Consider the following 18,605-nt stretch of genomic DNA (forward strand, 5'->3'; position numbering starts at 1 on the left):
ACATGAATTTCCAGAACTGGGGCCGTGTCAGTTTTTTGCGGAATTGTTCCTTCCCCGACAGCAATGCCCCGTGAACCTGGAAAATACTCTTCGCCAGATCTACACTAATCATTGTATCCTTCATTTTGCCGTCCTCTCCGTTAGATGGTCTACAGACCACCATCTTGGCACATTGCGATGCCGTCAGGGGAGGGCGGCAACCACCCCATCTTCAGTACCTGGAACAGCACATCGCTTATCCTACCGGCGCCAGCCGGTAGTGGTTCAGTCTTGTGGGTCACTCATGCGCCATTTGCCCGCCTGCCCCGGCAAAAAGGCCTCGACGGCGGCGGTGGCGATGACAAGGGTTTCACCGTTCCCGGGATCGGTCACGTTTTGCCCGCCCTTGACGGCCCGCACGCTGGCGTGGCCACGTGGCAGGCCCTGGGTCAGGGCGTCGGTATCAAGCTTGTCGGGCTCTTGCACGCCGACGGTCACAACCACCCGCATTTCGGTATGCGCGATGTCGGTATTGAGGAAAATCGGCAGGGTGGAATGGCGGATCGCATCCTCGATCGCGCGCGTGGCGGCCTTTTGGTAATCCATCCCATGCAGGTCATTGCCCATGCCCATCTCGATTATGAACCGCTGATCATCCATGCGCCTTCTCCATGTCAAACGAGACCGAAATCGCGGCATTGGCGATCACCGTCGGCTTGCCTGTGGGTCGCGGAATATCAAGTCCGCCATGGCCCACGCTCACGGTGACCTGGCCATAGGGAAACACCTCGCTCAGGGTGCTGATATCCACCTGATCGGGCTGCTGCACGGCGATTTCCACGTCGACAATCATCGCCTCTTTGGCAAAGCCGAACAGCTCTGCCATGTTGATCGAATTATGCCACAAAGCATCCTGCAAGGCGCGCTTTGCGGCCTGAGTATAATCCTGACGGCGCAGAGAGGTCCCCATGCCAAATTCAGTCAAAACGCGGGTTTTCGGCATTGATCTTCCTTTGGTTGATCGCGATCTGCATTTACGCCACACTTAAGAAGATTAACGCTGCGGGGCAAGCATTTGGACAAACGGTATCAGGTTTTCATCAGTTCGACGAAACGAGATTTGGAAGACGCGCGACAAGAGGTCAGCCACGCTTTGCTGCGTGCCAAGTGCTTTCCGGCGCAGATGGAGAATTGGCCGGCGGTTGATGAAGAGCAATTCGATTATATCAAACGCATTATCGACGAAAGCGATTATTTCGTTGTGATTTCGGCGGGTATGTATGGCTCAACGCACCCTGAAACTGGCGTTAGTTATACCGAGATGGAATATGACTATGCTGTCGAAGCTGGCAAGCCAATCATTCGGCTGCTTCGCAAGGACCCATTCAAGGCGTTGACGGGTGATAAGAGCGAAAGCACTGCGGCGGCGAAGAAAAAGCTGAAAGCCTTTCACAAAAAGCTCAGTACCACGCGCATGGTTCGTTTCTGGGAAGATCCAAAGGAATTGGGCAATGAGGTGACGCTGGCACTGATCGACATGAAGGAGAGCAAACCAGCAGTAGGTTGGGCAAAGGCAAATGAAATTTCGGAAAAAGACTCCAGACTAAAGATCGCAGAGTTGGGAGAAGAAAACCGCCTTCTTAGGGAGGCGTTGTCGAGTTATGAATCCAAAGATTTTGGGCCGATTCTTGATGGCCTAAGTGGCACTTTGGAAATTCAGGAGTACAAATGGTCAGGCATGGAATGTGATGATTTTTCGCCGTTTGACGAGAAGCCAAATATTAAGTGTATTGAGATTAAAGACGGCCTCGAGACCTTCTTGTATCAACCATTAGGTGAGCCAACCCAAAAGCTCACCTCATGGGTTATGAAGCGAATCTGTTTTGGTTTTCTTTTCAGCCGGGATTTCAAGAATGCCGTTCAGAAGGGACTTTCGTCATCACATCCAATTGGCTCAATCGAAAGTCGTATGCTCGTTCCGACCGACGAACATTCCCTTGAGTCGCTATTTATGGCCCTTGAAGGAGCGGGATTGCTTGTGCCGGGTGAGCCATATGGTGGTATGATTGGTTTCTTAGCTCTAAGAGAAAAAAGCATATACCTACGGAGAACCCCGTGGGCGCTTTCGGAAACCTTCCGACGTTGGATTGTTAGACATGGCAACGAGTGGATTGAAACCTAAAACTCCACCCCAATCTGCGCCTTGACCCCCGAGCGGAACGGGTGCTTGATCAGCTCCATTTCGGTGACAAGATCGGCGATCTCGATCAGTTCGTCCTTGGCATTGCGCCCGGTCAGGACGACATGGGTCATATGCGGTTTTTCCTCGACCAGGAATTCCACCACCTCGTTGATATCAAGGTAATCATAGCGCAGGGCGATGTTGATCTCGTCCAGAAGCACCATCTTGTTGGCCTCGTCGCGGATCAGGTCCTTGGCCTTTTCCCAGGCGGCCTTGGCCATTTCGATGTCACGGTCGCGATCCTGTGTTTCCCAGGTAAAGCCTTCGCCCATGGTGTGAAACGCGCAGATGTCCTGAAACTTGTCGAGGATCATGTCGCGCTCGCCGGTGCTCATGCCGCCCTTGATGAACTGCACCACGGCGCATTGCATGCCATGCGCGATACAGCGAAAGATCATCCCGAAGGCGGCCGAGGATTTACCCTTACCCTTGCCGGTGTGCACGATGATCAGGCCTTTTTCGTCGGTCTTGGTGGCCATGATCTTGTCACGGGCGGCCTTTTTCTTGGCCATCTTCATTGCGTGGCGGTCGCTGTCGGGGGTCATGGCTCGGCTCCTTGGACGTTAGAGGAATAGGGACAACACATAAGGCGCAATCAGGGCGGTTAGCAAGGCATTGAGGCCCATACCGATGCCCGCAAAGGCGCCTGCGGTCTCGTTCACCTGAAAGGCCCGCGCCGTGCCGATGCCATGCGCGCTTACCCCGACGGCAAAGCCACGCGCGCGCCAGTCGCGGATGCGAAGGGCGTTCATCAGGGGCGTCACGATCACCGCGCCGATAATGCCGGTCAGGATCACGAGGGCGGCGGTCAGGGTGGGCAGGCCGCCAAGTTGCTCGGAAATACCGATCGCCACCGGCGCGGTGGTGGATTTCGGCGCGAGCGAGGCCAGTTGCGCGCCCTCGACCCCAAGCGCCTGCGCGATCCAGAGCGCCGAGGCGATGGCCGTCACCGAGCCCACAACAAGAGCGCCCAGCATCGGCACAAGCGCGCGGCGCACAAGGTGCAGGTTGCTGTAAAGCGGGCCGGCAAGCGCCACGGTGGCCGGGCCAAGCAGGAAATGAACGAATTGCGCGCCCTCGAAATAGGTCTGATAGGGCGTGCTTGTGGTCCAGAGGATGCCCGCCAAAAGGATCATCGCCACCAGCACCGGATTAATCAGGGGGTTGCCATGACTGGCGCGAAATGCCGCGTCGCCGATGACATAGGCAACCAGCGTGGCCGTGAGCCACAAGAGCGGCCCTTCGCTCAGGTAGGACCAGATTTCGGGCAGCGAGGTCATGGCTGATCCTCGCGCGATCCGGTCAGCCGGGCGAGGCCCACGAAGGTAAGCGCGCCCGCCGTCAGGGCCAGTGCGGTGCTGAGCACAAGCGCCGTCATCATGGCAACGCCGGTCTGGCCAAGCGCCTCGGCATGGCTGATCACGCCGACGCCGGCGGGCACGAACAAAAGCGACAGATGCGCCAGCAGGCCCTTGGTCGTCTCAAGCATGCGCGCGGCCAGTTTCGGCAGGATCATGAAGGCCGCCAGCAAAAGCGCCATCCCGATCACCGGCCCGGGCACCGGCAGTGACAGCGCGCGCGCGGCGACCTCTCCGGCAAGCTGAAAGGCAAGGATGAGAGCAAAGTTGAGAACCATGGGCGGGGCTTTCTTTTCGGGGGTGTCAGGCCAGCATAGGGCTTGGGAGAGGGAAGAAAAGTGCCCATCTTTCGGCAGGTGCTAAGAGCCTGTTAACCATTATGACCGCAATCTTGCGCCCATGCGTTTGCTTATTTGGCTCTTCCTGCCGTTTCTGGCCGCCTGCAACACGCCGGGGCATGTGTTTCGGGGGATTGATCCGGTGCGCGTGAGCATCGGCAAAAGCACCTTTGATGTGCGGGTGGATGGGACCTATGCGCAGGCGATCCGGATCAACCCCGAATGGGCACCCCGGTTCGAGGCGGTTGCGCCGCGCGGGGCGATGGCGATGCAAAAGGTCAGCGGCTGCAAGGTGGCGCGGCTTTGGGGCGATCAGGCGGTGATGCTGGCGCGGCTGGATTGCGGGGCTGGCGTGCCGCCCTTGCTGCCGGGGCGTGCTTATGAGTGCGAGCTTGAGCATATCCATGGCGGCTACGGCGATCTGATCTGTTTGCCGCGTCTTTAGGGGCCCGCCGCCCCCTTGGCAGGACGCCCACCCACCCACCCCGTCCCGCCAAGGGGGCGGATCATGGTGATGCTGGTCGGGCGATCATATCCGGGATGCGCCGATTGCGCGCTCTGACGAAAGCCGAGCGCGGCAAAGGCCGCGTGGTTTTCGACCAGCTCGACACGGGTTTGCAGGGTGACACTGTTGCGCCCCAGCAAAGCTGCGCGATGCAGGGCGTGATCAATCAGAGCACGCGCAAGACCCATGCCACGGCGATCATTGTCGACGGCCAGCTTGCCAAGGTAAAGCGTGTCGGGCTTGGGCGTCAGGATCATGCAGGCGACGGGCCGCTCTTGATCCTCGATGACCCAGATCTCTTGGTGCTCCGCCATCGCCGTCAGCCCCTCGATCGTCAGCCGGGTCAATGACGAGGGTGGATCAATCCGCCCTTCCATATAGGCAAAGCAGCGCGTCAGCAGGGCGTGCAGCGCCGCAAAGTCATCGTTCGATCCGTACCGCCGCATCCATGCCGTCCTTTCCCGCGACACCGCCTGTCAGGGCGGGGGAGCCCCGCGCCGCGCCGCCTCGATCCGGGTCCGTGCCGAGTTTGAGCGCGGCAACCAGAGCCCGCGGTCAATCGCCTCGGCCAGCCGTTCAGCCATTTCGCGCAGGGCAGGGGCGTTGTGTTCTGCAATGAAGTTCCGTGTGTCATCATCTTCCAGAAACGCCGCTTCGACCAGATCGAAATGATGCCCGCGCACCGCGCCCGTGGTGGCCGCAAAGGCAAAGAGGTAATCCACCGCCGCTGCCATCTCGAAGGCCCCCTTATAGCCGTGGCGCTTGACCCCTTCGATCCATTTCGGGTTGACCACCCGGCTTCGAACCACGCGACCGATTTCGTCCTCAAGGGTGCGGATCACGGGGCGCTCGGGGCGCGAATGATCATTGTGATAGATCGGGCGGTCCTGTCCTTGCAGAGTGCTAATCGCCGCCGCCGCGCCGCCTTCGAATTGATAATAATCGTCGCTATCAAGGATGTCGTGTTCGCGGTTGTCCTGATTTTGCACGATGGCCTCGGCCTGGCGCAGGCGGGTTTCAAAGCCTTGCCGGTCACGGCGGCCCTCGTCGGCGCTGCCATAGGCATAGCTGCCCCATTCCAGATAGGCCTCGGCCAGGTCGGATCTGTCGGACCAGAGCCGTTCGTCGATCATGGCCTGAAGCCCGGCGCCATAAGCCCCCGGTTTCGCGCCATAAACCCGCGCCTGCGCGCCCTCCAACTGCGCGCGCGCCGCCGCCGGGTTAAGGTCATCCGGTTCGTCAAGCGCCATGACCGCGCGCGCGGCAGAATCGACGAGATCAATGAGCTGCGGAAAGGCATCGCGGAAAAAGCCGGAAATCCGCAGTGTGACATCAACCCGAGGGCGCCCCAAGACGCCCTGCGGCAAGATTTCAAACCCGGTGACCCGGCGATTGGCGGCATCCCATTTCGGCTTGACCCCCATCAGGGCAAGCGCCTGCGCGATATCATCGCCGCCAGTGCGCATATTGGCCGTGCCCCAGGCCGTCAAAAGCAGGCTGCGTGGCCAGTCGCCATGGGTCTGCAGGTGCTTTTCAATCAGCAGGTTTGCCGATTTCCAGCCCAAGGCCCAGGCGGTCGGCGTCGGTACGGCGCGGCTGTCTACAGAAAAGAAATTACGCCCGGTTGGAAGAACATCCAGACGTCCCCGCGTGGGCGCGCCGGATGGCGCCGGGGCGACGAACTGCCCAGAAAGGGCGGTGAGAAGGCCCGTCCCTTCCATCGGCCCACAGGCGCGCAGGGTGGGGCGGACATGGACCTCGACATGTTCCAGAACCGCGCGGCTTGCCGCCCCTTGCGCGGGTGTCGCGCCATCCAAAAGCTGTGAGGCCAGCTCTTCCAGCCGCTCCACGGTGTCACCGTTGCTGCGCCATGTGCCGGGGGCGGCCTCCGCCAGAACCTGCGGCTTCTCCCCTGTCCACGCTGCGGCCATGTCGCAATCAAGGGGGTCAAAGGCAAGGCCAAGATCCAACGCAAGGGCGCGAATGATCGAGGCATCGCCGCCCACCGCCTGATCGCGCGGTACCCTGAGCAGCGCCTGCAAAAGATCGCGTTCCTGTCGCCCGGTCGGCGATTGGCCAAAGACATGCAAGCCGTCGCGAATTTGCGCTTCTTTCAGTTCGCACAGATAAGCATCGAGCTTGGCAAGGTCGCTATCCTCATCCGCCCCTTGCATCCCGACATCCTTGTCCAGACCGGTGGCCGAACTCAGGCTAAGGATTTCGCGGCGCAGATGGGCGATGCGGCGCGGGTCAACGCCTGCGGCCTCGTAGTATTCATCGACCAAAGCCTCGAGATCGCGCAGAGGCCCATAGGTTTCGGCGCGGGTCAGCGGCGGGGTCAGGTGGTCGATGATCACCGCCTGCGCGCGGCGCTTGGCCTGTGTGCCCTCGCCGGGATCGTTGACGATGAAAGGATAGACATGCGGCATCGGCCCAAGCACCGCTTCGGGCCAGCAGTCCTGGCTCAGCGCAAGCGCCTTGCCGGGCAGCCATTCAAGATTGCCGTGCTTGCCCATGTGCACGATGGCATGGGCGCCGAATTGATGGCGCAGCCAGAAATAGAAGGCCAGATAGTTGTGCGGCGGCACCAGGTCGGGCGAATGATAGGTGTCGGTCGGGTCGATGTTATAGCCGCGCGCTGGCTGCACGCCGACCACGACATTGCCGAATTCCAGCACCGAGAGGCTGAAGTGCCCGCAATCCACTGCGCCGGGGGTGAAGAACGGATCGGCCTCTGGCGCGCCCCATCTGGCCTCGACCGCTTCGCGCAGCGCCCAGGGCAGGCGACCGAATTCGATTTGGTACTCGGCCATCGAAAGGGTTACGCCGCCCTGCCGCTCGGCGCGGTCGGTCAGCCAGTTGGTCGGCCCCGCCATCACCGCCTGCATCAGGGCATCGCTATCCGCCGGGGCATTCGTCACCCGATACCCGGCTTCGGCCAAAAGGCCGAGCGCATGCACGGTGGCGGCAGGCGTATCCAGACCGACACCATTGGCCAGCCGTCCGTCCTTGTTGGGGTAATTGGCGAGAACCAGGGCAACGCGGCGCTCGGGCGTAGGTGCATGGCGCAGTCGTGCCCAGTTCAGCGCGAGCTCGGCCACGAATTCCACCCGATCACCCTGCGCGCGATAGGTGGCGATGGGGCATTCGGTGGCCTCGTCAAAGAAGGCCTCGCCCTTGAAGCTGATGGCGCGGCTCAGGATGCGACCGTCAACCTCGGGTAGGGCGACGTTCATGGCGATGTCGCGCCCCGACAGCCCGCTAAGCCCCTCGGCCCAGGCCTCTTCGCTGGACCCGGCAAGCACCACTTGAAAGACTGGCGATGAATTGGCTGCAGGCATGGCGAGCGGGTTCATCGGGCTATCATCGCCAGCATGCGGCGAGCCGACAGCAAAGGAGGTGCAATTCAGGATCACCGACGGCGGGGCCTCGGTGAACAGATACTCAAGCGTGGCGGACGAGACCGGGTCTTTCAGGGACGCGACGAAAATCGGCAGCGGATTGAGCCCCGCGCGCAACAGCGATTTGACCAGCCGGTTGATCGGATTAAGGCCTGCGCCCTGCACCAGGGCGCGATAAAAGATCACCGGCACGACGGGTTGATTGTCGCTCCAACTGGCGCGCGCGGCGTCAAGCCCGGCCACGCCTGCGCCGGGCCAATAGACGCCCGCGCGCAACAGCGGGCTTGCTGCGGCGGGTTTCTCACAGTGCTCGATCATCGACCTGGCGTAACTTAGAAAATTCGTCGAATTTTCTGGGCCGCCTTCGACCAGATAGGCCCAGAGGGCATCATAGTCTTCGTCTGCCACCGTCGAGAGGCCGCGCAGATCAGCGTCGGGTTTATCGTCGCCGGGCAAGAGCGCAAGCGGCACGCCCGCCTCGTGACAGCGCGCGGCAAATTGTTCGGCGCCGTATTTCCAATAGCCGGTGCCGCCCAGAACCCGCGCAATCACCAGCCGCGATTTTGTGGCGCAATTGTCCAGATGCAGATCGACCGACATCGGATGTTGCAGATGGGTGAGATTGGCCAAGCGCAAACTCGGCGGATCAGCCATTTCGCCGCGCGCGCCACTGAGTGCGGCAAGCTCTGTATCGGCGGCCGAGACAAAGACGACATCGGCCGGGCTTTGGCCCAGATCGACGGGTTCTTTGCCATCATCAATGGCTCCGGGGGTGGCTGCAAGAAGGTGCATCAGGCGGTTCCAGCTTGATTGAGGGGGCAGATTGCGGCAATAGACCTGCAACGGCTGCGAATGGAGTGGCCTCTGGCCGAAAGGGCAAGATCATGGAAAAGAACAAAGCGCTTGGCGCCGCCAAAAAAGGCAACAGAACCCCCCGCCACAAAGAGCACAATCAGCCCGGCGGTCCGAAAAACCCCTTTGGCAATCGCCCAACCAAGGAAGAGCTGATTGCCAAGCTGAAAGAGCAGGCGGAAAAGAACAAATCCGAATAGGCTCATAGGGCCTTTTCCATAAAAATCGACGACGGCGCCTCGGGATAGGCGCCGAATGGGCCGCGCGTGACATAGCCGTGACGGTCATAAAGCCTGTGCGCGGCATAGAGCACATTGCCGGTTTCAAGCCGCAAGACCGGCAATTCAAGCGCGCGGGCCTCGTCCTCGATCTGGCGCAGGATCGCATTCGCCACGCCTTTGCCGCGCGCGGCCTCATCCACGAACATGGATTTCACCTCGCCGTAGCCCTCCTTGAGGGCAAGCGCACCGGTGCCGACGATCTTGCCATCAATCCGTGCGGTAAAGAACCGGATGTCGTCGGTGCAAAGCTCTTCAATATCGAGGAAAAAGTTATCCTCGGGCGGGAAAAGTGATTGCATCAACGCGTGGCTGGCCCGCAAAAGCGCGCTTGCCTCCGGGTCTTTCGGACTGGTTGGCGCGACGATGATCATGCACAGAGCGCGGCTTCGATGGCGGCGCGATCAAGCCCGGCCTGACCGATCACCACAAGCCGGGTTTCACGCGGGGCTGTGCCAAACGGCTGATCGAAATAGGTGTCGACGCGCGGCCCAACGGCTTGCAATGTCAGGCGCATCGGCTTGCCGGTGACGGCGGCAAAACCCTTGAGGCGCAGGATATCATGGGCGCGGATCACATCGGCGACCTGAGCCGCAAATCCTGCGGGATCGGCGATTTCGCTCCGGCTGACGACAAAGCTTTCAAAGGCGTCGTGGTCATGGTCGTGATGATGGTGGTCGTGATCATGATCGTCGTCATCGTGGTGATCATCGTCGTGGTCGTCATCATGATCGTGGTGATGGTGATGATGATGAACTTCGTGGCGGCTTTCCATATCGTCCTCGGCACCGATGCCCTGACCCAAGAGCACGTCAATTGGCAGCGCGCCCATGGTCGATGTGACCACCTGAACGCCATCGCGACTGTCGCTGCGAAGGCGGGTCACAAGCGCCGTCATTTCAACCGCATCCAGAAGATCGGATTTGTTGATCACGATCATATCGGCACAGGCCATCTGATCCTCGAACAACTCGGACAGGGGCGTTTCGTGGTCAAGGTTCTCGTCAAGCTTGCGCTGTGCATCGACGGCGGCGACGTCATGGGCAAAGCGGCCTTCGGTGACGGCCTTGCCATCAACCACGGTGACCACGCCGTCGACGGTGACGCGGGTCGAGATTTCGGGCCAGTTGAAGGCGCGCACAAGCGGTTGCGGCAGGGCCAGCCCCGAGGTCTCGATCACGATATGATCGGGCGCATTTTCGCGATCCAGCAGCTTTTGCATGGTCGGGATGAAATCCTCGGCGACGGTGCAACAGATACAGCCATTGCTGAGCTCCATCACGTCATCCTCGGCGCAGCCTTCGATGCCACAGCCCTTGAGGATATCGCCATCAACCCCAAGATCACCGAATTCGTTGATGATCAGGGCGATGCGTCGACCGCCTGCATTCTGCAGCATGTGGCGGATGAGCGTGGTCTTGCCGGCACCCAGAAAGCCGGTCACGACGGTGGCGGGGATTTTTGCGGGCATGGTCAAAAGCTCCTTGAAAGGCTTGCGTTGGGGCGGGCAACCGGCCTAATCCCGAACGAAAGGGGATCGGCGATGATGCACCGGATTGTGGTTTGTTCTACATGTGATGGCACGGATGGTAAAAGCTTTGCTGCGGCCTTGCGCGCGGCCTTGGCCGAGCGCGCCATGGCCTTCGAGGTGCAGGACCACGAGTGCATGTCAAATTGCGGCCGCCCGTTGAGCGTTGCCTTTTCGGCGCCGGGCAAGGCGACGTATCTTTTTGGCGATATCGACACGACCCTCGATCTGGCCGACACATTGGCCTTTGCGACGCTGTATGCGGGTTCGGCCGATGGCTGGATCGAGGATGCGCGCGCCGCCGGGCGGCTGCGCCATTGCCTTGTGGGGCGTGTCCCGGCCTGAGGCATCATTCGATCACAAGCTCGGCATGGGCCTCGATCGGGCTGCCCTGATCGGCAAGCTGGCTGTGGTCATTGGCATTCAGGGTCACGCCGATATCGTGACGCCCCGGCGGCAGCGCATCAAGCTGAAACCACGGCCCGTAGGTGCGCGCGATTTTCATGCCGTTGAGGTAGATATGCGCATGGCCCTGGCTGGGCACATGCGGGCCATTCACCGCCTCGGGGGCAAAGGTGAAATGGGTGAGCTCGATATGCAGGTTGCGGCTCTGCGGCCCGTCTGGATGCAGGCTTAGCTTGATCTGTGGCACGGGGCCGGTCATATCGGTCAACTTGTAATGATCCGGGCCGTCGGCGCCATGATCGTGGGCGGCGTGATCATGCACGGCACCGGGCGCGGCATGCTCGTGCCCGGTAAGCTCGGCACCGGTGGTGGCGGCCAGAAGAAAGCCGAAACCGACGCCGAAAAACAGCCCGATAAGCAGGAAGGCAAAGGTTTTGGGCATGGGGGCTCTCCTAAAGGGGTGCCCCGGCGGCGGACCGCCGGGGCGTGTCGGTTAGCTTTCGGCGGTTTCGCGGGCCCAGAAATACCCGGCCAGCGTGCCCAAAAGCGCCCATGCCGCCAATCCAACGCCAAGCGCGCGGGTGGCGAAGAGCGCCGCCAATTCCGGCGGGACCGGTCCGGTAAAGGCCTCGGGATGCGGGGCGCCGATCACATGCGGCGCAAGCAAAAGAGCGATTGCCGAGGCAATCATCACCGGTGCGCGGCCAAAGGCGATCAAGGCAAGCGCAACCGCCGTGGCAATAACCGTGCCCCACCACCAGATCTGGCGGGCGGTGATATCCACATAGGCGCCGCCGGGCACTTCGGGCGGCAAGGAGACGGCAGGGGCGAAATGCAACGCCACAAAGCCCGCCACGCCCCAGATCAGGCCCGTGCGCGCAGTGATGGTTGCGCCGTACTCTGCGGCCATCCCCATAGCGGCCACAAGCACAAGCCCGTAGCCGACATAGATCAGCGCCGAGAACAACAGGGTGAGCCCGTCGCGCATCATATCGAACCCCGGCAAGTCGGGGGTGGCATCGGTCGCGCCGTTTCCGAAATGCACAAGAGTGCCGACCTCATACAGCTCGGCGTGCAAAAGCACCGGCTGAATGAGCACAAACTGCAGCAGGGCGGCTATCAGCCCTGTGCAGAACCCAGCGAGCAACGCGCTGGTCACAATTTTGGAAAACATGGCTTAGTGGCAGGGAAAGCCGGTTGCGTGGCGCACGTCATGGGCGGCGTCATGCAGGGCAGAGGCCTGAACATGGCCGGCGATCGTAACGATGCCGAGCCCGAGGACCATGGCGGCCACGAAGGGCAGAACGGTGGATTTCGCGGCGGTTTGAACCAGTGCAGTCATAGCAGTATCTCCTTTACACCTCTCACCCGAGGCGGGATTGACAAACGCAGGGCTGGTCTCCTGGCTCGCGGGTCGTCGCCTTACTGCCGCCTTCCCGGATCTTGCGATCCAGTGGCATGTGACAGGGGCTCACCGCTTACAGTCGCGGGGGCGGCTGAAGACTAGGCGCCCTGCTTGGGTCCACCATCACTTCATTCCCAATTCATCCCCAAGCGCTTTGCACCTTTAGCGGGGAACCTTGCTCCTCTGGTATGAGGCCCGGCGCCAACTGCGTCAAGGTTGATTCCGACCTGGACCGGGCAAGGAGCGGCATCGCGCGTTTGGGTTTGTGGGAAAATCAGCGCCGGGATAGGTGTTTGTCGGCGAAAGGCGCGTGATGAAACAAGGCGGCTTTGATGATGTGCAGAATCGGTGAGATCGCAATCTGGCTTACTCTTGAGATCAACGCGCTGTTCATGGCCCCCGAGGCGCTCTTCCCGAACGGTGGGCCGGATATGCGCGCACCCCACCGATAGCTTTACCGAAAGCGTGCTGCCGGTGATTGAGGCGGGACAGGCCGAGATGGTGCAGCCCGGTCACATGCTGGGCGATCACGTTACCCTGTTTCCGACGCCCGGCCATACACCGGGGCATGTCTCTGTGCGCCTCAAGAGTGGCGAGGCCGAGGCGGTGATCACCGGCGACGCGCTGCACTCTGCGGTGCAATGCTGGCATCCCGAGTGGCATTTCAAGTATGACGCCGATCCCGAGCGCGCCGAAACCTCGCGCCGCAGCCTTTTGACGATGGCGGCAGAAACCGGATGCACGGTGCTTGGCTCGCATTTCCGCCTGCCGTCTATCGGGCATATGCGGGCCGATGCCGAGGGCTTTCGTTGGGAAGATAGCTAGGCGGATATCCGCAATATTGTGTGGATAACTCTGGCTCGTGCCCAATATGATGTGGTTGGCCGTTGACAGGTGCCGCGTGGCTTGGTCACACTCGTGAGTTAATGGAATCACCGGCCTGATGGCCCCCAACCGCACTCCGAGGCCAGCTTGCAGTTCTCGAAACTCAGATTGACCGGCTTTAAAAGCTTCGTTGATCCGACCGACCTGATCATCGCCCACGGGCTGACCGGGGTGGTCGGGCCGAATGGCTGTGGTAAGTCGAACCTGCTTGAGGCGCTGCGTTGGGTGATGGGCGAAAACCGCCCCACGGCGATGCGTGGCGACGGGATGGAGGACGTGATCTTTGCCGGCGCCGCCACCCGCCCGGCGCGCAATTTCGCCGAGGTGGTCATCCAGCTTGATAACTCTGACCGGCTTGCGCCTGCGGGGTTCAACGACTCGGATAACCTTGAAATCGTGCGCCGCATCACCCGCGATGTGGGCAGCGCCTATAAGGTGAATTCCAAGGATGTGCGCGCGCGTGATGTGCAGATGCTGTTTGCCGATGCCTCGACCGGGGCGCATTCGCCCGCCCTTGTGCGCCAGGGCCAGATTTCAGAGCTGATCAACGCCAAGCCGAAATCGCGCCGTCGCATTCTGGAAGAGGCAGCCGGCATTTCCGGTCTTTACCAACGCCGCCACGAGGCGGAATTGAAGCTGCGCGCGGCGGAAACCAACCTGACCCGCGTAGATGATGTGATCGAACAACTTGCGGCGCAATTGGCGCAACTCGCGCGGCAAGCGCGGCAAGCTGCGCGCTATCGCCAGATCGGCGAGGAATTGCGCCAGTCCGAGGGGCTATTGCTCTATCGGCGCTGGAAAGAGGCTGATCTTGCCCGTGCCCGCGCCGAGGATGAGTTGCGCGAGCGCACCACCGATGCCGCGCGCGCCGAGAAGGCCGCCCGCGAGGCCGCCAAAGCGCGCGGGCTGGCCGATGATGCCCTGCCGGCCTTGCGCGAAGAAGAGGCGATTGCGGCGGCGATCCTGCAACGGCTCACCGTGCAGCGCGACACCCTGAGCGAGCAAGAGGCCAATGCCCGCGAGCGGATCGAGACGCTGGAGCGGCGGATCGAACAGCTTGCCCGCGATATCGAGCGTGAAAGCGGTCTGAACCGCGACGCGGGCGAAACCATCGAGCGGCTGGAGTGGGAGGCGCGCGAACTTGCCAAAGGGGCCGAGGGCCACGAAGGCCGCCTTGAAGAGGTGCAGGCTACAGCCCGCGAGGCAGCCCATATTTTGCAGGAGCGCGAAAGTGATCTGAGCCAGATGACCGAGGATATGGCCCGCCTGTCCGCGCGCCATCAATCCGCGCAGCGCCTGCTTGACGATAGCCGCAAGACCCTTGCCAAAAGCGAGGCCGAAGCCGAGCGCGCGCGCGTTGCGCAAGCCGGATCGCGCGAGGCGCTTGAAAAGGCCCGCGCCGATCATGACGCCGCCAGTATGGCCGAAGCCACCGCCGTCGCCGCCGCCGAAGCCGCCGAAGCCGCGCTTGTCGCCGCCGATGAGGCCCGCGCCGAGGCGCAATCGCGCGAGGCCGAGGCCCGCGCCGGACGCTCGGAAGCCGAAGGCGAGATGAACGCCCTGCGCGCCGAGGTGACGGCACTGGCCAAGCTGGTACAGCGCGACACCGCCGAAGGCGGCCAGATCATGGATCGCCTGCAGGTTCAGCAGGGCTTTGAAAAGGCGCTTGGCGCGGCGCTTGCCGATGACCTGCGCGCGCCCGAGGTCGAGGCCGATGGCCCGTCGGGCTGGGCGGTTCTGCCGGGCTATGACGCTCCGCAACCGCTGCCAACCGGGGTAACCGCGCTGACCAATCACGTCTCGGTGCCCGAGGTTCTGGTGCGGCGGATGGGCCAGATCGGTCTTGTTGATCCCGACGACGGCCCGCGCCTTCAGGCCCTGTTGCAACCCGGTCAGCGGCTGGTCAGCGTCGAGGGCGATCTGTGGCGGTGGGATGGCTATCGGGCCTGGGCCGAGGATGCGCCAAGTGCCGCCGCGCTGCGCCTGCAACAGCTCAACCGGCTGGAAGAGCTCAAGCAGCAGCTCGAGCATGCGGCCGCGCGCGCCGAGGGCGCAATGCAGGCGCATGAGGCCCTGCGCGATCAGCTTGCGCGGCGCACCGACGAAGATCGCAGCGCCCGCGATGCGCGTCGTGCCGCCGATGTCGCCGTCAACGAGGCCAACCGCGCCCTGAGCCGCGCTGAGGCCGACCGCAACCTTGCCGGTTCGCGGCTTGAATCCCTCGGCCTTGCCGTGACCCGCCACGAGGACGAGGCCATGTCGGCGCGCAGCGATCTGATCGAGGCCGAGAAGGGCCTTGCCGATCTGGGCGATCTTGATGCCGCGCGGGCCGATCTTGAGGATATCAAACTTACGGTCGAGGCGGCGCGCATGACGATGATGGCCAAGCGGTCGGCACAGGATGAAATGCGCCGCGAGGGCGAGCGCCGCACCCGCCGCAGCCAGGAAATCACCAAGGAAATCAGCGGTTGGCGCCATCGCCTTGAGACCGCTGAAAAGCGCAGCGCAGAGCTTGCCGAACGCAAGGCCGCCTCCGAGGTCGAGCTGGCCGATGCCAGTGCCGCGCCCGAAATTCTTGCCGCCAAACGCTCGGAACTCGGCGAGGAAATAAACCGCAGCGAAGCCCGCCGCGCGGGGGCGGCCGATGCGCTATCCACGGCCGAGAGTGTTGCCCGTCAGGCCGCGCTTGACGAGCGCGAGGCAGAGCGCCTTGCGTCCGAGGCCCGCGAGGCCCGCGCCCGCGCCGAGGCCCGCACCGATGCCGCGCGCGAAACCCTGTCTTTGTCCGCCGAGCGCATTCACGACGCGCAAGACACCACGCCCGAGGCCCTGCTTGAAAGTCTTGGCGCCGATCCCGATGCCATGCCCGCCTCGGACGCGATCGAGGCCGACGTCAACCGTCTCAAGCGTCAGCGCGACGCGCTTGGCGCGGTCAACCTGCGGGCCGAAGAAGACGCGCAGGAGGTGCAGGTCGAACATGACGAGCTGGTGCGTGAAAAGACCGACCTTGAGGAGGCGATCAAGACCCTGCGCAGTGGTATTGCCAGCCTGAATCGCGAGGGCCGCGAGCGGCTTTTGACCGCTTTTGAGCAGGTGAATTCCAATTTTACCCTGCTGTTCCGCCATCTCTTTGGCGGCGGCGAAGCCAACCTTGTGCTGGTCGAAAGCGACGACCCGCTCGAAGCCGGGCTTGAGATCATGTGCCAGCCGCCTGGCAAGAAGCTCTCGACGCTGAGCCTGTTGTCGGGCGGTGAGCAGACCCTGACGGCGCTTGCGTTGATTTTCGCGGTCTTCTTGGCAAATCCGGCGCCTATCTGTGTTCTCGACGAGGTCGATGCGCCGCTTGACGATGCCAACGTGACGCGGTTCTGTGACCTGCTCGACGAGATGTGCCGCCGCACCGAAACGCGGTTTTTGATCATAACCCACCACGCCGTCACCATGAGCCGGATGGACCGGCTGTTTGGGGTGACAATGGCCGAGCAGGGCGTCAGCCAGCTTGTGTCGGTTGACCTCAAGAAAGCCGAGCAATTGGTGGCCTAAGGCCACGGATCTCCGACCGCTTTAACCTAAAATGCCAAAAGAAAAACGCCGCCCCGAGGGACGGCGTTTCTTTGTGAAATGCTGCGGTCGTATGATCAGAAACCAAGACCGGCATATTTGTTCTTGAACTTGGAAACGCGGCCGCCGGCATCCATCAGACGCGAGGTTCCGCCAGTCCAGGCAGGGTGTACCGTCGGGTCGATATCAAGCGAAAGCGTATCGCCTTCCTTGCCATAGGTCGAGCGCATCGGAACGATCGTGCCGTCGGTCATTTTGACGTCGATCAGGTGGTAATCGGGGTGAATGTCTTTTCTCATCGGAGACGTCCTTACGCTGAAGCGCCCGAGAGGGGCTTGTAGTTGGCGTTTTCCGCGATACGGGCCGATTTGCCGCGACGCGAGCGCAGGTAGTAGAGCTTGGCGCGACGAACGCGGCCACGACGTACAACCTCGATGCTGTCGATATTGGTCGAAAAGAGCGGGAACATACGTTCGACGCCTTCACCAAATGAAATCTTGCGAACGGTGAACGACCCGGCAATGCCTTTACCGTTGTTGCGGCTGATGCAGACGCCTTCAAAGTTCTGAACGCGGGTGCGTGTACCTTCGGTCACCTTGAAACCGACGCGGATCGTGTCGCCGGCTCTGAAATCGGGAATGGTCTTCCCGAGCGAGGCGATTTGTTCCGCCTCCAACTGAGCGATAATATCCATCGCTTCTCTCCTAATCTGCTTGCGGTTATTCCGCAAAGGTGTGTTGCGCCTCAGAGCTCTTGGTCTTCTTCCGGGTCCGCAGGTGCGCCCGCCAGAGATCAGGTCGTCATTATTTTCCGTCGTCCGTGGTGCCTTTTGCCGTAGGGGCCGCGATGGGATGAAGAAACCCCGACTGCACACCCTGCAAAAACGCCACACACCCCCGAGTCGGAAAACCAACTGGGAACAGGCGCTGTTTATGGCGAAACCGGAAATGACGCAAGGCGTATTGTTGTCCGGTTCATGGGCTGAACGCAGAGGGGCTATTTGGCTTTTTGCGCCGCCTGATGAGCCTCCCAGAGATCAGGGCGGCGGTCTGCCGTGATCTTTTCAGACATCTCGCGACGCCATTGTGCGACCTTGGCGTGATCGCCCGAAGTGAGAATTGAAGGGATTTCGCGACCCATCCATTCGGCGGGGCGGGTGTACTGCGGATGCTCCAAAAGGCCGTTGGAATGGCTTTCCTCAAGCGCGCTTTCGGCATTCCCCAAAACGCCGGGCAAGAGGCGGACAGTGGCGTCGATCAAGGCCTGCGCGGCAATCTCGCCGCCGGTCATCACGAAATCACCAAGCGAGACTTCCTGAATTCCGTAGTGTTGGATCACGCGCTCATCAAGCCCCTCGAAACGCCCACAGATCAGGGTCGCGCCGGGGGCCTCTGAAAGACCCTGCGCCATCGCCTGATCAAGCCGCTTGCCGCGCGGGCTCAGATAGATCAGAGGCCAGCCAGAGGGGGTGCCGGTCTGGGACTGTTCGATCGCGCGGCCCATCACATCGGCCCGCAGCACCATGCCTGCACCGCCACCCGCAGGCGTGTCATCGACATTGCGATGCTTGCCCTCGCCAAACTGGCGCAGATCGATGGTTTCCAGCGCCCAAAGTCCGTCTTGCAGGGCGCGCCCGGTCAGGCTCTCGCCAAGGATGCCGGGAAAGGCCTGCGGCAGCAGGGTGATCACCTTGGCGGTCCATGCGCCCGCAAGGCGGGGCGTGGGGGTGATCAGCTCGCGGGGCTGAGCATTGGCGCTGATCGATTTGCGGCCATGGGATCTAGGTGTGTTTGTCATAGGTTCGGGCCTTACCCTGCGGGTTAGGGCGCAGGCAAGATTTTTCGCCGAAAAATCTTAGCCGAAGAAAA

At 61.8% G+C, this 18,605-nt stretch carries 21 protein-coding genes, 1 pseudogene and 1 riboswitch; of the genes and pseudogenes, 5 read left to right on the plus strand and 17 right to left on the minus strand.

Annotated features, from left to right (window positions below; genetic code table 11):
• From ROG8370_RS21630 to ROG8370_RS15850, 3 genes and pseudogenes are all read right to left on the minus strand, one after another.
• A pseudogene (locus ROG8370_RS21630) lies at positions 1-124 on the minus strand (IS110 family RNA-guided transposase); the annotation flags it as partial.
• A 140-nt stretch (positions 125-264) separates the two neighbouring features.
• The gene (locus ROG8370_RS15845) at positions 265-639 is read right to left on the minus strand and encodes a Lin0512 family protein (RefSeq protein WP_085828150.1); all 375 of its coding nucleotides are present in this window, start codon (positions 637-639) and stop codon (positions 265-267) included.
• Positions 632-982 (minus strand): Lin0512 family protein, encoded by a 351-nt coding sequence (locus ROG8370_RS15850; RefSeq protein ID WP_085828151.1) that lies wholly within the window; start codon positions 980-982, stop codon positions 632-634. The genes ROG8370_RS15845 and ROG8370_RS15850 overlap by 8 nt, the downstream gene beginning before the upstream one ends.
• Positions 983-1,054: 72 nt before the next feature.
• On the opposite strand from ROG8370_RS15850, the gene ROG8370_RS15855 reads away from it, so the two are divergent.
• A complete protein-coding gene (locus ROG8370_RS15855) occupies positions 1,055-2,161 on the plus strand; it encodes a DUF4062 domain-containing protein (RefSeq protein ID WP_170925270.1) in 1,107 nt (368 codons plus the stop codon).
• Here ROG8370_RS15855 and cobO read toward each other — a convergent pair.
• From cobO to ROG8370_RS15870, 3 genes are read right to left on the minus strand one after another with little or no spacing between them, the layout of a single operon-like run.
• Positions 2,158-2,766 carry a cob(I)yrinic acid a,c-diamide adenosyltransferase gene (cobO, locus tag ROG8370_RS15860; protein WP_085828153.1) on the minus strand — a complete coding sequence of 203 codons (609 nt, stop codon included), beginning with the start codon at positions 2,764-2,766 and terminating at the stop codon, positions 2,158-2,160. The genes ROG8370_RS15855 and cobO overlap by 4 nt on opposite strands.
• Before the next feature lie 18 nt (positions 2,767-2,784).
• Positions 2,785-3,501, minus strand: a complete 717-nt coding sequence (locus ROG8370_RS15865) for an LrgB family protein (RefSeq protein WP_085828154.1) — start codon at positions 3,499-3,501, stop codon at positions 2,785-2,787.
• Positions 3,498-3,857 carry a CidA/LrgA family protein gene (locus ROG8370_RS15870; protein WP_085828155.1) on the minus strand — a complete coding sequence of 120 codons (360 nt, stop codon included), beginning with the start codon at positions 3,855-3,857 and terminating at the stop codon, positions 3,498-3,500. Before ROG8370_RS15870 ends, ROG8370_RS15865 begins: the two co-directional genes overlap by 4 nt.
• 121 nt (positions 3,858-3,978) lie before the next feature.
• On the opposite strand from ROG8370_RS15870, the gene ROG8370_RS15875 reads away from it, so the two are divergent.
• Complete coding sequence (locus tag ROG8370_RS15875) at positions 3,979-4,362, plus strand: hypothetical protein (protein ID WP_085828156.1); 384 nt, start codon at positions 3,979-3,981, stop codon at positions 4,360-4,362.
• On the opposite strand, the gene ROG8370_RS15880 is transcribed toward ROG8370_RS15875, so the two are convergent.
• Genes ROG8370_RS15880 through cobW form a run of 5 tightly spaced genes read right to left on the minus strand, consistent with a single transcriptional unit; the run spans position 4,359 to position 10,424 of the window.
• Positions 4,359-4,868 (minus strand): GNAT family N-acetyltransferase, encoded by a 510-nt coding sequence (locus ROG8370_RS15880; RefSeq protein WP_085828157.1) that lies wholly within the window; start codon positions 4,866-4,868, stop codon positions 4,359-4,361. The genes ROG8370_RS15875 and ROG8370_RS15880 overlap by 4 nt on opposite strands.
• A gap of 30 nt (positions 4,869-4,898) precedes the next feature.
• Positions 4,899-8,615, minus strand: coding sequence for a cobaltochelatase subunit CobN (gene cobN / locus ROG8370_RS15885; RefSeq protein WP_085828185.1), 3,717 nt, complete (start codon positions 8,613-8,615; stop codon positions 4,899-4,901).
• Positions 8,615-8,881 carry a hypothetical protein gene (locus ROG8370_RS20640; protein ID WP_170925271.1) on the minus strand — a complete coding sequence of 89 codons (267 nt, stop codon included), beginning with the start codon at positions 8,879-8,881 and terminating at the stop codon, positions 8,615-8,617. Before ROG8370_RS20640 ends, cobN begins: the two co-directional genes overlap by 1 nt.
• Complete coding sequence (locus ROG8370_RS15895) at positions 8,878-9,327, minus strand: GNAT family N-acetyltransferase (RefSeq protein WP_085828158.1); 450 nt, start codon at positions 9,325-9,327, stop codon at positions 8,878-8,880. Before ROG8370_RS15895 ends, ROG8370_RS20640 begins: the two co-directional genes overlap by 4 nt.
• Complete coding sequence (gene cobW, locus ROG8370_RS15900; protein WP_085828159.1) at positions 9,324-10,424, minus strand: cobalamin biosynthesis protein CobW; 1,101 nt, start codon at positions 10,422-10,424, stop codon at positions 9,324-9,326. The genes ROG8370_RS15895 and cobW overlap by 4 nt, the downstream gene beginning before the upstream one ends.
• Positions 10,425-10,496: 72 nt before the next feature.
• On the opposite strand from cobW, the gene ROG8370_RS15905 reads away from it, so the two are divergent.
• Positions 10,497-10,826 carry a DUF1636 family protein gene (locus ROG8370_RS15905; protein WP_085828186.1) on the plus strand — a complete coding sequence of 110 codons (330 nt, stop codon included), beginning with the start codon at positions 10,497-10,499 and terminating at the stop codon, positions 10,824-10,826.
• Between the two features lie 4 nt (positions 10,827-10,830).
• On the opposite strand, the gene ROG8370_RS15910 is transcribed toward ROG8370_RS15905, so the two are convergent.
• The 3 genes from ROG8370_RS15910 to ROG8370_RS15920 are packed head-to-tail and all read right to left on the minus strand — an operon-like array spanning position 10,831 to position 12,228.
• Positions 10,831-11,328: a hypothetical protein gene (locus tag ROG8370_RS15910; protein WP_085828160.1), complete on the minus strand. Its 498-nt coding sequence runs from the start codon at positions 11,326-11,328 to the stop codon at positions 10,831-10,833.
• Positions 11,329-11,379: 51 nt separating this feature from the next.
• Positions 11,380-12,060: a CbtA family protein gene (locus tag ROG8370_RS15915; RefSeq protein WP_085828161.1), complete on the minus strand. Its 681-nt coding sequence runs from the start codon at positions 12,058-12,060 to the stop codon at positions 11,380-11,382.
• A gap of 3 nt (positions 12,061-12,063) precedes the next feature.
• A complete protein-coding gene (locus ROG8370_RS15920) occupies positions 12,064-12,228 on the minus strand; it encodes a CbtB domain-containing protein (RefSeq protein ID WP_073198549.1) in 165 nt (54 codons plus the stop codon).
• A gap of 33 nt (positions 12,229-12,261) precedes the next feature.
• Positions 12,262-12,484: riboswitch (cobalamin riboswitch) on the minus strand.
• 227 nt (positions 12,485-12,711) lie between these two features.
• Between ROG8370_RS15920 and ROG8370_RS15925 the strand changes: the two genes are divergently transcribed.
• Positions 12,712-13,116 (plus strand): MBL fold metallo-hydrolase, encoded by a 405-nt coding sequence (locus tag ROG8370_RS15925; protein WP_245827442.1) that lies wholly within the window; start codon positions 12,712-12,714, stop codon positions 13,114-13,116.
• Between the two features lie 147 nt (positions 13,117-13,263).
• Complete coding sequence (gene smc, locus ROG8370_RS15930; RefSeq protein WP_085828162.1) at positions 13,264-16,719, plus strand: chromosome segregation protein SMC; 3,456 nt, start codon at positions 13,264-13,266, stop codon at positions 16,717-16,719.
• Between the two features lie 95 nt (positions 16,720-16,814).
• Here smc and rpmE read toward each other — a convergent pair whose 3' ends face one another.
• The 3 genes from rpmE to trmD all read right to left on the minus strand — a co-directional run bounded on the left by rpmE (position 16,815) and on the right by trmD (position 18,534).
• Positions 16,815-17,036: a 50S ribosomal protein L31 gene (gene rpmE, locus ROG8370_RS15935; protein WP_073198553.1), complete on the minus strand. Its 222-nt coding sequence runs from the start codon at positions 17,034-17,036 to the stop codon at positions 16,815-16,817.
• A gap of 11 nt (positions 17,037-17,047) precedes the next feature.
• Positions 17,048-17,431: a 50S ribosomal protein L19 gene (gene rplS, locus ROG8370_RS15940; protein WP_085828163.1), complete on the minus strand. Its 384-nt coding sequence runs from the start codon at positions 17,429-17,431 to the stop codon at positions 17,048-17,050.
• 302 nt (positions 17,432-17,733) lie between these two features.
• Entirely contained in the window at positions 17,734-18,534 is an 801-nt protein-coding gene (trmD, locus tag ROG8370_RS15945) for a tRNA (guanosine(37)-N1)-methyltransferase TrmD (protein WP_085828164.1), read from the minus strand.
• Positions 18,535-18,605 lie beyond the last annotated feature (71 nt).

The organism is Roseovarius gaetbuli, assembly GCF_900172365.1.
Classification (GTDB): Bacteria; Pseudomonadota; Alphaproteobacteria; order Rhodobacterales; family Rhodobacteraceae; genus Roseovarius; species Roseovarius gaetbuli.